Consider the following 13,935-nt stretch of genomic DNA (forward strand, 5'->3'; position numbering starts at 1 on the left):
CCGCGCCCATGTCACCAGGCTGGAAACCCTACGACGCGACGCTGAAGCCCGCACCCGCCGGCACCGAGCACCACGTCGAGATCCGCGCCGACGACACCCTCGTCCAGGAGGTCGCGCCCGGAGTGCGGCAGCGCGTGTGGACGTTCAACGGGACCATGCCCGGGCCGGTGCTGCGAGGCAAGGTCGGCGACGTGTTCGTCGTGACGTTCGTCAACGGCGGCAGCATGGGCCACGGCATCGACTTCCACGCCGGGTCGACCGCGCCGGACGGCCCGATGCGCACCATCCAGCCGGGCGAGCGGCTGACCTACCGCTTCCGCGCGGACTTCGCCGGGGCGTGGCTCTACCACTGCTCGACCATGCCGATGACCCAGCACATCGCCAACGGCATGTACGGCGCCGTCATCATCGACCCGCCCGGCCTGCCGAAGGTGGACCGCGAGTACCTCCTGGTCCAGGGCGAGCTGTATCTCGGCGAGCCGGGCGGCGAGACCCAGGTCGCCAAGATCCGGGAAGGCGACCCGGACGGGTGGATGTTCAACGGCGCCGCCGCCGGCTACGACCACGCCCCGCTGCGGGCCGAGGCCGGCGAGCGGGTACGCCTCTGGGCCGTGGCCGCCGGGCCCAGCTCGGGCACCGCCCTGCACGTGGTGGGCGCGCCGTTCGACACCGTCTACCAGGAGGGCGCCTACCGGCTCCGCGCCCAGGATCCGGGCGGTGCGCAGGTGCTCGACCTGGCCCCCGCGCAGGGCGGTTTCGCCGAGGTCGTCTTCCCGGAGGCGGGGACGTACCCGGTGGTGGACCACACGATGCGCCAGGCCGAGGCAGGCGCGCACGGCCTGTTCAAGGTGAGTGTGCGATGACGTGGTGGTCGGTGGTGCGTTTCCTGCACGTGCTCGGGGCGGAGCTGTGGGTCGGCGGGCAGCTAACGGTGTCGCTGGTGGTGCTGCCTCTGGCCCGGCGGCTGCCGGACGAGCAGCGGCGGGTGTCTGCGTGGATGGTCATGAAGAGGATTTCTCCTGTTGTCTCTACTGCGTGAAGAGCGGGGTGCTGAGGTAGCGTTCGCCGGTGTCGGGGAGGACCACCACGACGAGCCGGCCGTCGTTCTCCGGTCGGGCGGCGGCCGTGGATGCGGCGTGCAGGGCCGCGCCTGCGGAGACGCCGGCGAGAATGCCCTCTGTACGGGCCAGCCGCCGAGCCGCGTCCCGGGCCTGGTCCACGGTCACCCGCATCACCTCGTCGTAGACCCCGGTGTCCAGGACCTCCGGGACGAAGCCGGCGCCGATGCCCTGGATCCCGTGCGGCCCCGGCGCCTGGCCCGACAGCACCGCTGACTCGGTGGGCTCGACGGCGATCACGCGTACGTGCGGCTTCTTGTCCCGCAGGAAGCGGCCCACACCGGTGATCGTGCCGCCGGTGCCGACGCCGCAGACGAGCATGTCGATCTCGCCGGCGGTGTCATCCCAGATCTCCTGGGCGGTGGTGCGCAGGTGGATGTCGGGGTTGGCGGGGTTGGCGAACTGCTGGGGCATGAACCAGCCGTGTTCCGCGGCCAGCCGCTCCGCCTCGGCGATCGCGCCCTTCATGCCGAGTGCGGCGGGCGTCAGGACGAGCTCGGCGCCGTAGGCGGCCAGCAGCGCCCGCCGCTCGGCGCTCATGCTCTCCGGCATGGTGAGTGTGAGCCGGTATCCTTTCGCGGCTGCCACCATGGCCAGCCCGATGCCGGTGTTGCCGCTGGTGGGCTCGATGATGTGGGCGCCAGGACGCAGCAGGCCGGCGTCTTCCGCGGCCTCGATCATCGCGCGGGCGATGCGGTCCTTGACGCTGCCGCCCGGGTTGGCGGACTCCAGCTTGGCGGTCAGCCGGGCGGGCAGTGCCGCGCCGAAGCGTGACAGGCTCACGAGCGGGGTCGAGCCGATGAGGGACAGGACGTTGGGGTGGATGGAGGGCACGGGTTCTCTCCTGACGATGCTGGGGGTGACGTGTACGCGGGCGCCCGCGGGCACGTCGGCGAGTACGAGGGCGTGGGCGCCGATCGAGGCGTCGTCGCTGACGTGGACGTGGCCGAGGATCGAGGCGCCGACGCCGACGGTGACTCGGTTGCCGAGCACCGGGTGGCGGGGCGTTCCCTTGGCGTCGGACTGGAAGCCGCGGCCGCCGAGCGTGACCCGGTGGTAAAGAGTGACGTCGTCGCCGATGACGGCCGTCTCCCCGATGACGACGCCCGCTCCATGGTCGATGAACAGCCGCCGCCCGATGCGGGCGCCCGGGTGGATCTCGATCCCGGTGAGGGTGCGGGCGAGCTGTGAGATCAGGCGGGGGAGGAACGGTATGCGGCGGCGGTGCAGCCGGTTGGCCAGGCGGTGGATCCATACCGCCCATACGCCCGGGTAGAGGATGGCTTCCAGCTTGCGGTGGCCGTACAGGGCGGGGTCGCGGTGGGTGGCCGCGTGCAGGTCTTCGAGCATGGGGGTGTTGTCCGTCCGTGTCGTCGGTGACATGTGCCGCTGTGAGCGGATCAGGCCGGGGGACAGTACTCGTCGAAGACACGTCGGACGTGGAAGCCGGTCATGGGGGTCACGAAGCCGGTGGACGCCACCGACCGCGTGCCAGGCAGGCGGCAGATCAGGTGGCGCTCATCGGACATGACCGAAACGGTAGATCCGAAGCCGGACCCGCCGTCACAGCCACAGGTCACCTCCCCGGAGGGACTTTGGACCTGTCTTCCAGGGCTGTCCGGCCCTCAAGGAAGTCCGGCTGAGGACTGTGTGCTCCGATCACTCATAGGAGCCCTGGCGTGCCCACCAGCCGGAAAGGATCGCTGATCGCCGCGGCGACATCCGATACAGGACCAAGGTCCACAGGGTTGGGACCTTTGGCCCGGGTCTGGGTGCGGCGGTGTGCTCCACGGTGGACGGCGAGCGTCGGCGGGGCATCCCGGCCAGGGCTGAGCGTCGTTCAGGAATGGTGACGACGCGCTGGTCGCGTGGCGCTCGATCTTTCGTCCAGCGAGGAAACGAGATCATGAGCACCGAGGCACGAATCAAGTTGCGCGAGCTACGCAACGCCCGGGCCGCCGCCGAGCGGCGCAGGACGAAGCGCGTCCGGCTGGCCGCCTCCGGCGGCGGGCTGATCATTGTGGGCCTGCTGGCCGCCATCGTGATCAGCTTGATCAACGCGGCGAGCGACGACAGCTCCCCGGCAGCGCGGAGCGGCAAGGCCCCGGCGATCGCCACGGCCGGCGGGGCGCTGGCCCTGGGCAACGCGGCCGCGCCCGTGAAGCTCGAGGTCTACCTCGACTACATGTGCCCGTACTGCGGGCGCTTCGAGCAGGCCAACAGCGGCGAGCTGGACAAGCTGGTCGCCGACGGAACGGTGCGGCTGGAGCTGTACCCGCTGGCGTTCCTGGACAGGGCCTCCAGCGGCGCCAAGTACTCCACGCGGGCGGCCAACGCCGTCGCCGCCGTCGCCGACCGTGCGCCCGACAAGGTCCTGGCTCTCAACGCGGCGCTGTTCGCCAACCAGCCCGAGGAGGGCAGCCGCGGCCTGTCCGACGACGAGATCGCCACCCTGGCCCGTAACGCCGGGGTCCCGGCGAACGTGGTGGACGACTTCACCGCCCGCGGCTTCGAGCCGTGGATCGCGACCTCGACGCAGGCCGTGTTCGACAAGGGGATCTCGGGCACGCCGACAGTGAAGATCAATGGCAAGGTGTTCGAGGGCGACCTCTACACGGCGGGCCCGCTGACGGCGGCCGTGACCGCGGCCAAGGGCCAGTAGCGGTGCCAGTCGTGACCACGGTCCTGCCTCGCCTGCATGCGCTCCGGCACTCCGACGCCTGGATCTTCGGGACCATGCTGTTGTCGGCGTGCCTGAGCCTGACCGCGTCCTTCGTGCTGTCGATCGACGCGGTGCGCCTGGCGGCCGACCCGGGCGCGGATCTGTCCTGCAACATCAACAGTGTCATCAGCTGCGGAACGGTCGGCAGCTCCTGGCAGGCGCACTTGTTCGGCTTCCCGAACGCTTTCCTGGGGCTGGTGGCCGAGCCGGTGGTGATCACCATCGCGGTGGCGAGCCTGGGCCGGGTGCGGTTCCCGCGCTGGTTCATGTTCGCCGCGCAGGTGGTCTACACGCTCGGCCTGGCCTTCGCGTACTGGCTGTTCTATCAGTCCATGTACGTGATCGGCGCGTTGTGCCCGTGGTGCCTGCTGGTGACCGTGTCCACGACGCTGGTGTGGTCGACCCTGACGCACGTGAACGTTCGCGACGGCAACATGTTCCTGCCCCGGCGCGTGCAGGCAGCGCTGGCCAAAGCCATCGATGCCGACCTGGACGCCATCGCCGTCACGATCTGGATCCTGGTCGTGGTCCTGGCCGTCGTGCTCAAGTACGGCTGGACATTGTTCGGGTAACGGTCGGCACGCCCACCCGGCCAGGCCCGCCGACCACCCTCGACACCGACCATTCCTGAAGCTCAACCCTTGAGGAGACGGTTCAGCTGTAGATCGAGCACCGCGATGGCCGAGTCGTGGCTGATCTCGCCCAGCATGCGCGCGTCGGCGAGTGATCCCGCCACGCCGAGCAGGATGCGCGCCTCCGCCTCGGCGTCGGCAGCCGAACTGCGGGCCTCGGTGACAAGCCGCGCTATGGCGGCGGTCGCGGCGGACGACCCCTCCCGGTAGAGCCGGTGAAGCTGGGGGTTCGCGGCGGTGGAAGCGAGAAACGCGTGACCTGCCAGGATCTGCTCAGTACCGAGACCCACCAGCGCCAGCAGGACCTGACGTAGCGCAGTGCGTGGTGGAACATCCGGTTGTACGGCCGCCGCGACGGCGCTCTCGATGTCGCGCCGCTGCAGGGTCGCGGCGAGTTGGAGCAGCGCTTCCTTGGTGGGGAAATAGTGCTGGACCAGGCCCTTGGAGATGGCCGCCTCCGCCGCCACGCGCCCGATGGTCACCGATGCCAGGCCCTCGCCCACGCACAGCCGAAGTGCGGCTCTGGCGATCTCCCCACGACGCACGTCGTGGTCCACGCGCTTTGGCATCGTCATCTCCCAGCGGAGTTTTACAATACGAACGTATAGTAAAGCCATGGAACCGAACATCGGGGCGGCATTCCGGGCGGGGAAGCTCGGCCACTTCCGGGACGCCGCCGCCTACGCCCGATATCGGAAGATTTACGACCGTGCGATGGCGGCCCTGCCCGCGCCGAGCGCGACGCTGGACGTGCCGACCGGCTTCGGCAGCGTTCGCGTCTACCGGTTCGGACCCGCCGACGGGGTGCCGCTGCTACTGCTGCCCGGTCGTACGGCGGCCGCGCCCATGTGGGAGGCCAACCTGGCCGGCTTGGCGAGAACCCGCCCGGTGTATGCGGTGGATCTCATCGGAGAGCCGGGCCTGTCCGTGCAGACCCGCCGGCTGACCTCCGCCGAGGACCAGGCGGCCTGGCTCGCGTCGCTGCTCGACGGCCTGCCCGAACCGGCGCTCGACGTGCTGGGCCTGTCGATCGGTGGCTGGTCCGCGCTCAACCTCGCCGTACACCGGCCGGCCGGAGTTCGCTCCCTCATCCTGCTCGAACCGGCCGCCACCTTCGGCGGCATCACCTGGAAGGTCGTCATCGTCTCGCTGGGGTCGGTGCTTCCCATGCCCAGGGCCGTACGGCGGCGCCTGCTGAGCTGGATCTCCGGCGGCGCCGACGCCTCCGAAGACGACCCTGTCGCCGCCCTGATCGCCGCCGGCATGCGCGACTTCACCACCAGCCTTCCCCGTCCCGCCTACCCCACCGACGACCAGATCGCCGGAATCGACCTGCCCACCCTGGTGATCATCGGCGGCCGCAGCATCATCCATGACCCCCGCAAGGCCGTCGCACGCGCACGCCGCCTCCTCCGCCACGGCACCGTCGAACTCTGGCCGGAGGCATCACACGCCATCAACGGCGAATTCCCCGACCGCATCGAAACCACGGTCAACACCTTCCTGGCCAAGCACGCATCTGGGTGAGAAGTCGTTAATGTACGGCTCACGGAGCCCTCACCGCGTGCCGAAATCCTTCGTATGGCCAGGCAGGCAGCCTCGGCCGAAGCCGACGAAGGGCACGACATGAACAAGCTCAAGCTGACTCTGGCCGGAACCGCCATCGGCGCCATCGCCGGCGGCCTGCTCGTGGCCACCCCGGCATTCGCGGAGGAACGTACCTGCCGGGGCACCATCCGCACCGCGACCCTCGACAACGTCCGCGTCCCGCCGGGCGCGACCTGCACCCTCCTCGGCACCCGCGTGAAGGGCACCGTCAAGGTCGAGCGGAACGCGACCCTGCTGGCCCGCAAGGTCAACGTCGAGGGCAACGTCCAGGCCGAGGGCGCCCGCGCCGTGTCGGTGCTCGCCGGCTCGATCGTCCGCGGCAGCGTCCAGGTGAAGCAGGGCGGCGCCGCCACAGTGACCTCGTCCAGAATCAACGCCGACATCCAACTCGACGCCAACCGCCGCTACCTGCGCGTCAACAACAACCGTGTCGGCGGCAGCATCCAGGTGATCGGCAACCACAACGGCGCCCAGATCCACCGCAACTCAGTCAAGGGCAACCTCCAGTGCAAGGAAAACCACCCAAAGCCAACCGGAAGCAGAAACTCCGTCGGCGGTAACAAAGAAGATCAGTGCCGCAGTTTCTAGCCTGGCCAAAGACCTACCCGGTGGGGCCCGCACCTTTCATCAGCGTCAGACCGAGATACACCCCGCGCAGTACGGGCCTCAACCTGTTTCGATCTTCAAATCTGGAGACGAACGGAAGACGAAATACCACCGTCTCCACACTTTGATGGGATCGACTGAACTCATACACTGACACTATGAGTAGGAGGCGGCTGGAACCGTCCGCCGGCGACTCGGACCCATTCCACGTTAGGCGCACTGATCAACTGATCCTTCTCGATCAGCATCTTTTTGCTGAAGCCGGCGGGACGAGAGTGCTGGGCTTTTGGGGTCCGAGCGGCATGGGGAAAACGACGCTCCTCAAGCAGTTTCGGACCAGGTTGGAGCTACTTCCGCAGTCGGAACGTAAGAAGTTCCACGCTGTAGTGCTAGATTTCGCTGACCTGTCCGGTAGCCCACTCGACACAGCGGTGGAATTTTACCGACAGTACCACAGCCTCGTGAAGACGCGGCTTCACCGCTTTGAGTTGGTGTGGGCGAGCATGTTTCATGCGCGAGGCCAAATGGCTTCGATTGACTTTCACGGGAAATCCGCCCTGCCAGACTCCGGTGGCGATCTGGCAGACCTCGCCGCTGGCGTGCTCGATGCGGTGGGACACGTGCCGTTCGTCGGCTTGGTGCCCCCAGTACTGAAATTGGGCGCTCGCGTTGTCTCGACTCTCGGCGACCGCCGACGGCTGGAAATCATACGCGAGTGGTTCGCAGACCACCTCCAAGCCAAAGCGGGAGCCAACCTCCGTGAGGCTCTTTTGGCAACGCCTCCTGAGAAGCTGGAGGCCCTGATCCCCGAAGCACTGGCAGCCGACCTCCTTGAACGTCAGGAGTCAGCTGATGAGTCGTCCGGGTTACTTGTGATCAGCGATCGGTATGATGCCGTCACCATCGGGCGGGTGTCACATGTCGACCGAAGCACGTTTATATATCGATTGGCTGACCGGCTGCGGGTAGTAAATGCCAACGCTCTTTTCGTGATCAGCGGCCAACACTCGCTTCGATGGTCCGACGGTTCAGCCGGCGAAGTCTGGCAAGATCTATTTGAGGAACACGAGCTGCTTCCCTTTGACTCGGGTGAATCGATCGGTTATATCGAAGCCCGCGGCATCCGGGACGAAAGGCTCACCGAGCGATTACATCTGATCAGCCGCGGCTGCCCGGCGCTCTTGGCTGCCGCGCTGGATCTGATTCAAGATGAAGATATGACGGCTGCATGGCAAAGCCTGGACGAATTACGTGACGACCTGGGCAGGTTAAACCCGGCTAGCGAGGAGGGCCGAGGCGTCTTCTTCAGCTGGTATGTACGGCGGCTGCGAGCTACGCTATCCGCTCGGGACGACCGATACTTTGATCTCGTGGTTGCGGGTTCTGTCTTGCGTTCGTTCGACCCTGCACTATTGGGTATCGTGCTGACGACAATGGAGCCGATTCCCGCGCTCGATGCTATAGGTCGCTACTCGTTCCTTGAAGAACTGGCAACGTCTACCGCAGGACGAGTGCCTTTGCGGCAGCGCCGCTATCGAATACATGGCCTTGTCAGGCAGGCCGTCGCGCTCAGCGAGCTATATCAGGACGGCGTGCGAGCCGGTCATCGTCGTGCACGTGAACACTTCGCCATGCTGACCGACGATCCCGCTACAGATTCCGACGTGCAGCGATATGCCCTGGCCAGCGTCTACTATCACGAGACCTGCCTCAATCCCGATGCCGGATTGAGGCGGTGTGAGGATGCGTTTAGAAGATTCATTGACATGCACGACCTGACCCAGTGCGACTATATAATCGAAGCCCTGTATGACGCTCCTCTGGTCGACCCCGAGACACGCGCCCAGTTGCTGGTGCTCGATAGCAGGCGTCGCCGTGCCAGACACGAGTACAGGGAGGCCATTGAATCGCTGAGCGATGCACGGTCGCGGGTCGTGTCCCTGGCAGCCCCGACACCCGTTTCAGTGGATATAATGCGGAATCTGGCTGAGTGCTATCGCCTGTGTGGAGAACCGCACAACGCCTATGCTGCTTGGGATGAGCTGTGGGAGGCCGGAACTCTGCTCAATGACCCCGGGGTTCAATTCGTGGCAGCGGAAGGGCAACTGCGAAGCCGAATCGATCATGACGAATTACGAGAGGCCGCAGCACTCGTCGATCGAACGGTGAGGCTGCTGGACGGCCTAGAGAACCGGGGCGGATCGCGAGTTTATCCGTATCTGTCTGAGACGCTGTTATTGCGCCGGGGCCACCTAGAGAGGCAGTTCTCCCGAATCTGCCGGTTTACAGGGGACTATGTCGGAGCATATCGCCACGCACAGAACGCGCTTGAGATCTATCGCTCCCTCAACGACGAATACCACGCCGCCTACGCCCTGCTTGCGCTCGGGCACGCGTCTAGGGCTCAAGGGGATTTTGCGTCTGCCATTCGAGCTGGGGAGACTGCATCGGCGATATTCGAGCAGAGCCTCACCGCAGGCAGCACGATGAACCGGCACGGTGATCCAGATGCCGTTGGTGTTTTCAAGGTCATGCAGCTTCTCCTACTGGCCCATTTAGCAGAGGACATCGGCGTCGAGTGGCCAGGTCCGCGACCAGACGTTCCTCCATCGCCGCTCTTAATCAGACAGGCATTGCGGCGCAATGAGGCAGAAGCTCGACGCCTGATAAGTCTAAATGATGATAGGCTGGTGGATCCATATGCGCCTATTTGGGGCCGCTTCGCGCTCGGAGAGATTGCACGTTGGCGGGCCAATGCGACACGGGATCCTGAGGAACGCGGCGAGTATACTGCCGATGCTCAAGCAGAATATGAAGCGGCAATCGCGTCCTGTGAAAAAATCGGCGGACGAGCAGAGGCAGCCTCTGCGCGCATCGCTCTCGCCGACCTCCTACGATTTGTCGACGACTCGGAATCAAGGGGAACTGCGGTGAGCCTCGCCCACCGCGCACTCAGTGACGGGGTGCAGAGCGACTATCCATGGATTATCTTTCATGCCGCTATAGAGCTTTCACAGCTAGACCCGAATGACCGCGCTATCTGGATCGATCTCGCTTCCGACGCGTGTCGCCGTATCAATCACCCGCTGTCCCCCTCACCGTTCCGAGATCTTCTCACCGCAGTCGCAGATTCGGGTGCCTCTCCGGCCCCACCGGTCCGCCTCGTTACTCCATGACCATGAGAGGGGTCACCCCCGCGCGGTCGAACTCCAACAGGCGCTCACTGCACCAACGCGCGTCCGCTGCCGGCTGCCGTACTATGGCGAAATGATGAGCGCGTCATGAGCGGCTGGCGGCACCGCTATCACTGCTACAGCACTCGCCTCTATGGACCCCATACCACTTGGCTGAGCTGGATTGGCGACCAACGCCTTGCCGTGGGTAGCGTGCCTACTGCTGTTACCTTGCACCGCCTGCCTGAACATGGAATCACTCACCTGATCAACTGTCGGTCGACGTTTCAGACCTGGATCTCCCAGGACCTCGCTGTCGAACGCGCAATGTTCGGTCCCTCCCACGTAGTCCACGCACCGATGTGGGACTTCGGCCGCCCACAGTCACCCATCCGTTGGTCCGCGGCGGCGCACTTTGCGGTTGATGTCCTTACCAATGACCCTGCCGCCGGCATCCTTATTCATTGCCATGAAGGTCGACGGCGCTCGATCATGCTGGCGTACGCCGTGCTGCGGCTCCGTGGACACACATCCGAGCGAGCGGCCACCCTTATTTCACAGCACCGCGAAGAGGCGCAACTAGTGGATGCCTACACCGCCAGTGTCGAAGCATGGCTTGCTGCGGGTGCCAGACCAATCGGGCATCTACGCGTGCGCTAACAGGGCGTGTGTCTCACGACAAGTCTCTTCGGAGTCGCCGACGTAGCCATATCGCGTAGCGCCGCACCGCGCCTGCGGGTCCGTACAACATGTGGTAGCCGATCTTCTCTGCAAGATTGCCGCGCAAGTTAAAGAACCCGAAGAAATCTATATACGAAATCGACTGATCGGCACGTACGAGTACGTTGTCGACTCGGAGGACAGGATGCCGATCGAGGGTGAGGCGTGGCGAGGGATCAAGGCCTATGCCACGAGCCTGTACCAGGTGCAGCGCAAGCGCTACCAGGACGAGCATTTGGGCGCGAGAGTGCGAACTAGTTTTTGTGCCCGAGCTTAGAGATTCCCTGTACGAGTTTGGGGTGGTTAAGTGATCCCCGATATATTCCTGTATGAGGGCTGGAATCCGCCTGCGCTCCCTGCCCGGTAGAAGCAAGTCGGTCAGCTTGGAGATCTTGGGCGCGAGTGCGAGGAACCGACGGTCGCCGTAGGCGGTTGCTAGAACTGTCGCATCGAAGACATCAAATCGACCTTGATTGGCCGAATAAAGGGCTGCTGCGGCGCGCTCCATCGGCACGGCCCTTAGCCACTCGTAGCTTATTTCATGGTCATGGGCAATGCGATGGGCCAGGTCGCGAGTCGGCGCAAAGGTACTGTCTCGAAGCGGCAATGAGCGAAGGCCTCTGACGTAGGCCGGCTCGTCAAGAATGGCAGCTTCCTTTGCCCAGGCGCGTGTCTCGGGAGTCTTAAGAATCTTGAGGGCGTAATAGGCATGCTCATGTTTGAAATATCCAAAGAGGGCCGAGCACCCCGGCTGCCACGCACGAAACATAACAGGTTGAATGCCATAAGGAGGCCTAAGGTCAATCCGAATTTCTCGGGCTGAGCCCTCAAGCTCCTGCACGAGCAACCCACCGAGCCCTACATCGCGTTTGGCGCCGCAGCTGCTTCCTGGCGGCGGCTCCGTCCAACACGTCCATTGTCACGGCAGCGACCGGATCCGTAAAGGCGCGCGAGATGCACGCACCGCCGCGTATGCCATCTGATCGTGGAGGAGCTTTGAGGGGGTGTAGTGATCAATAGTGCGGATCGCGAGCTTGAGTCGCAGCAGCAACCGCTCGTCTTGCTGGGTCCAATCGATATTGAGCTTCTCGCGCAGTAGGGCGGGAAGAGAGCCGATGGCGCCTGTCTTGAGTACTTGTCTCGCAATGTGCCGGCCTACTGGCCATAACGAGTGTGGCAGGAACTTCCAGGGTCGTTCGACCTCACCGAAAGTAAAGGCGTGAAGGAGTGATCGGCTCGCATCGTTGTTGTCCAGGCGGGCGACAATCATCTCCTGCACATATTCCTCGAACTGTGAAAGCGTTGTCGGCATTGATGATGGTCGAATGCCTATTTGGGCGCCCGCGTAACGCCACTCAGAATAGAGGCGACTCTCATCGTCGACTTTGAGGCGGCGACTATAGTTTCGATAATAGTAAAGGATGGAATCAAACGACGCCGAGTAGGTCCACTGCCAGGGCTCGAGGTCAAGAGCGCTGTAAGGATTGCCGACGAGATCGGTCCCTTCGATGCTGGAATGCATTCTTTGCAATCGGACCCCTTCGGAGACGCCGAGACATCCTCCGAATAGCCTAAGCAGGGTAGACTCGCGGCTTCGGCGCATCCGGCCCCATGGATCCGCCAAATATTTTGAGTGTTTCAGAATCCCAGCCGCGATTGTGGGATGCGAAACCTGCATCAAGAGCGCTCTGCCGGTTGCCAGCAGATTGGTTCGTGGGTAGCCGAGGCTCCAAAAGAGGGACGTTGCATCAAGTGGCACGTATTCATGATGGTGCTGGTCGTCTGGAACCGACATCTCGTGAACCGATCGTCTAATATACGTTCCGGAATATCCGGGCGGCGGTTCGCGGTCGAGGAGGACGATAGTTCTACGTCGAGAGACTTTGACGGCTGGTAGGCCCAGATCTGGTCACAAACGATCGATCCTACGCTCCGCGAACGTTGACGCTCCAGCCGGCGATTCATCCCGACCACACCGTTGCCTTCACCTGAATCCAGACACCCGTCCGCACAATGCTAACAGGACCAGCAGGGAAAGTATCCTCCTTTCGCCACGGGTTTGAAGATCGATTCATATTGGAGCGTGTGTTGCTGTTGCATGGATGGCCGCAGTACTGCCGGTACATGCTGGCACACAGTCCCACGCTCACCATGATCGTGCAACAATGGCCCAATTGGTGGCCTGAGCTGCACGCATTTGCCAACTCTTCTCAAGAGGGCACACCTGACCTGCCCGAATAGTAGCCCATTTGAATATCAGGGCAGTTCTTGGAGTAATCGTTAAGACCCGAGGATCAAGATCTTTGGGGCGGGACCAGGCCGGTCGGCGGTTTGGGTAGGGGGGTACTCTCACGTCCCGGTCGTGATCGGGTGAGCATGGAGCCGTTCTTCGCGTGAGCGTGAAGGTGAGGGCGACATGGGAAAGCAGCAGGTAGGGGAGATCCGGATCAGTAAGCGGGTCGTCCGGATCGGGCATGAGGTGTATCCGCTGGCGAACATCTCCCGGGTGCAGAGTCTGCGGCTGGTGTGGGGCGGGCGGTTGGCGACGTTCTATCCGTTGAAAGGGATCGCGGTCGCGCTGGTGATGGTCGGGGCGGTCGCGGGGGTGGCGTTCGGGGTGCTGCCGGAGCTGGATGTGGACGCCGGGTTCAACCTGGTGGAGGCGGCGGCGCAGTTCGCGGTGGCGGCGGCGGTGGTGGGCGGGCTGCGGGTCGCGTACCTGCTGGTGGTGCTGCTCTATCGGCTGCTGTTTCGGCGGCCCAGGTACGCGCTGACGATCGAGACGGCGGGCACGCAGTTCGCCGCGTTGTCGGGCACCGACAGGGACGAGATCCATCGGATCAAGGGCGAGATCGTGGACGCCATTGAGGATCCGCCGGAACAGGAGCGGATCGTGCAGGTCCGGGGCGATCTGGTGATGGGCGACAAGGTGGGCCGGGACAAGTACGAGCAGAGCGGCGCCGGTAGCCGGATGACCGTCAACGGATGAGGGGGTATGGCATGTCGGATTACGTGTACGGCAACAAGATCGGCCGGGACAGCTACGTGCAGACCGGTGCGGGGAGCAGCTTCACGGTCAACAACGCGGGGGAGGGGACGTCGCGGGCCGAGGTGGACGCGGCGGTGGCGGAGTTGCGGGTCTTCATCGCTGCGCTGACCCGTGCAGGTCTGGTGACCCCGGAGGGCGCGGTGAGCGATCCGGGCGCGGTGGTGGCGGCGGTGGAGTCCGAGCCGGGCCGCCTGCGCGCGCTGGGTACGGCGATCGCGGGCGGCGCCAAGGAAGCGGTGCTGTCGGCGGTGCAGAGCGGGGTCGCGGCGCTCATCGTGGCCCTGGTCGGGAGGACGTGATCCCCGCG

At 64.6% G+C, this 13,935-nt stretch carries 14 protein-coding genes; 9 read left to right on the forward strand and 5 right to left on the reverse strand.

Annotated elements, in window-relative coordinates; translation table 11 throughout:
- A partial coding sequence (locus tag Aple_RS35475) for a multicopper oxidase domain-containing protein (RefSeq protein ID WP_155349123.1) occupies positions 1–863 on the forward strand: 863 nt, incomplete at its 5' end.
- Positions 860–1,039, forward strand: coding sequence for a hypothetical protein (locus tag Aple_RS35480; RefSeq protein WP_155349124.1), 180 nt, complete (start codon positions 860–862; stop codon positions 1,037–1,039). The genes Aple_RS35475 and Aple_RS35480, both read left to right, overlap by 4 nt.
- Here Aple_RS35480 and cysK read toward each other — a convergent pair.
- Together cysK and Aple_RS55765 are read right to left on the reverse strand one after the other, a co-directional pair.
- Positions 1,029–2,501 (reverse strand): cysteine synthase A, encoded by a 1,473-nt coding sequence (gene cysK, locus Aple_RS55760; RefSeq protein WP_155349125.1) that lies wholly within the window; start codon positions 2,499–2,501, stop codon positions 1,029–1,031. The genes Aple_RS35480 and cysK overlap by 11 nt on opposite strands.
- A gap of 17 nt (positions 2,502–2,518) precedes the next feature.
- Entirely contained in the window at positions 2,519–2,647 is a 129-nt protein-coding gene (locus Aple_RS55765; protein WP_281361637.1) for a hypothetical protein, read from the reverse strand.
- Positions 2,648–3,024: 377 nt separating this feature from the next.
- Between Aple_RS55765 and Aple_RS35490 the strand changes: the two genes are divergently transcribed.
- Entirely contained in the window at positions 3,025–3,780 is a 756-nt protein-coding gene (locus Aple_RS35490; RefSeq protein ID WP_155349126.1) for a DsbA family protein, read from the forward strand.
- Positions 3,781–3,791: 11 nt separating this feature from the next.
- A complete protein-coding gene (locus tag Aple_RS35495; protein WP_155349127.1) occupies positions 3,792–4,412 on the forward strand; it encodes a vitamin K epoxide reductase family protein in 621 nt (206 codons plus the stop codon).
- Positions 4,413–4,474: 62 nt separating this feature from the next.
- Here the strand turns inward: Aple_RS35495 and Aple_RS35500 are convergent, their stop codons facing one another.
- Positions 4,475–5,041 carry a TetR/AcrR family transcriptional regulator gene (locus Aple_RS35500; RefSeq protein WP_170321819.1) on the reverse strand — a complete coding sequence of 189 codons (567 nt, stop codon included), beginning with the start codon at positions 5,039–5,041 and terminating at the stop codon, positions 4,475–4,477.
- Between the two features lie 46 nt (positions 5,042–5,087).
- Between Aple_RS35500 and Aple_RS35505 the strand changes: the two genes are divergently transcribed.
- From Aple_RS35505 to Aple_RS35515, 3 genes are all read left to right on the forward strand, one after another.
- On the forward strand, positions 5,088–5,999 hold the full coding sequence (locus Aple_RS35505; RefSeq protein ID WP_170321820.1) for an alpha/beta fold hydrolase: 912 nt from the start codon (positions 5,088–5,090) through the stop codon (positions 5,997–5,999).
- Between the two features lie 54 nt (positions 6,000–6,053).
- Positions 6,054–6,668 (forward strand): hypothetical protein, encoded by a 615-nt coding sequence (locus Aple_RS35510; RefSeq protein ID WP_218038665.1) that lies wholly within the window; start codon positions 6,054–6,056, stop codon positions 6,666–6,668.
- A gap of 176 nt (positions 6,669–6,844) precedes the next feature.
- A complete protein-coding gene (locus tag Aple_RS35515) occupies positions 6,845–9,862 on the forward strand; it encodes a tetratricopeptide repeat protein (protein WP_155349129.1) in 3,018 nt (1,005 codons plus the stop codon).
- Positions 9,863–10,532: 670 nt separating this feature from the next.
- Here Aple_RS35515 and Aple_RS35520 read toward each other — a convergent pair.
- Both Aple_RS35520 and Aple_RS35525 read right to left on the reverse strand, forming a co-directional pair.
- Positions 10,533–11,420: a hypothetical protein gene (locus Aple_RS35520; protein ID WP_155349130.1), complete on the reverse strand. Its 888-nt coding sequence runs from the start codon at positions 11,418–11,420 to the stop codon at positions 10,533–10,535.
- Between the two features lie 78 nt (positions 11,421–11,498).
- Positions 11,499–12,374: an oxygenase MpaB family protein gene (locus Aple_RS35525; RefSeq protein WP_155349131.1), complete on the reverse strand. Its 876-nt coding sequence runs from the start codon at positions 12,372–12,374 to the stop codon at positions 11,499–11,501.
- Between the two features lie 621 nt (positions 12,375–12,995).
- Here Aple_RS35525 and Aple_RS35530 point away from each other — a divergent pair.
- Positions 12,996–13,568, forward strand: coding sequence for a DUF6232 family protein (locus tag Aple_RS35530; RefSeq protein WP_155349132.1), 573 nt, complete (start codon positions 12,996–12,998; stop codon positions 13,566–13,568).
- Positions 13,569–13,579: 11 nt separating this feature from the next.
- Positions 13,580–13,927 (forward strand): hypothetical protein, encoded by a 348-nt coding sequence (locus Aple_RS35535; protein ID WP_155349133.1) that lies wholly within the window; start codon positions 13,580–13,582, stop codon positions 13,925–13,927.
- Positions 13,928–13,935 lie beyond the last annotated feature (8 nt).

It is taken from the genome of Acrocarpospora pleiomorpha (assembly GCF_009687885.1).
Lineage (GTDB): Bacteria > Actinomycetota > Actinomycetes > Streptosporangiales > Streptosporangiaceae > Acrocarpospora > Acrocarpospora pleiomorpha.

Excerpts from the sequence above, each read along its gene's own strand:
- Aple_RS35480 (WP_155349124.1), top strand. The coding sequence starts at position 860 with ATGACGTGGTGGTCGGTGGTGCGTTTCCTGCACGTGCTCGGGGCGGAG.
- cysK (WP_155349125.1), bottom strand. The coding sequence starts at position 2,501 with ATGTCACCGACGACACGGACGGACAACACCCCCATGCTCGAAGACCTG.
- Aple_RS55765 (WP_281361637.1), bottom strand. The coding sequence starts at position 2,647 with ATGTCCGATGAGCGCCACCTGATCTGCCGCCTGCCTGGCACGCGGTCG.
- Aple_RS35490 (WP_155349126.1), top strand. The coding sequence starts at position 3,025 with ATGAGCACCGAGGCACGAATCAAGTTGCGCGAGCTACGCAACGCCCGG.
- Aple_RS35500 (WP_170321819.1), bottom strand. The coding sequence starts at position 5,041 with ATGCCAAAGCGCGTGGACCACGACGTGCGTCGTGGGGAGATCGCCAGA.
- Aple_RS35505 (WP_170321820.1), top strand. The coding sequence starts at position 5,088 with ATGGAACCGAACATCGGGGCGGCATTCCGGGCGGGGAAGCTCGGCCAC.
- Aple_RS35510 (WP_218038665.1), top strand. The coding sequence starts at position 6,054 with ATGGCCAGGCAGGCAGCCTCGGCCGAAGCCGACGAAGGGCACGACATG.
- Aple_RS35515 (WP_155349129.1), top strand. The coding sequence starts at position 6,845 with ATGAGTAGGAGGCGGCTGGAACCGTCCGCCGGCGACTCGGACCCATTC.
- Aple_RS35525 (WP_155349131.1), bottom strand. The coding sequence starts at position 12,374 with ATGTCGGTTCCAGACGACCAGCACCATCATGAATACGTGCCACTTGAT.
- Aple_RS35530 (WP_155349132.1), top strand. The coding sequence starts at position 12,996 with ATGGGAAAGCAGCAGGTAGGGGAGATCCGGATCAGTAAGCGGGTCGTC.
- Aple_RS35535 (WP_155349133.1), top strand. The coding sequence starts at position 13,580 with ATGTCGGATTACGTGTACGGCAACAAGATCGGCCGGGACAGCTACGTG.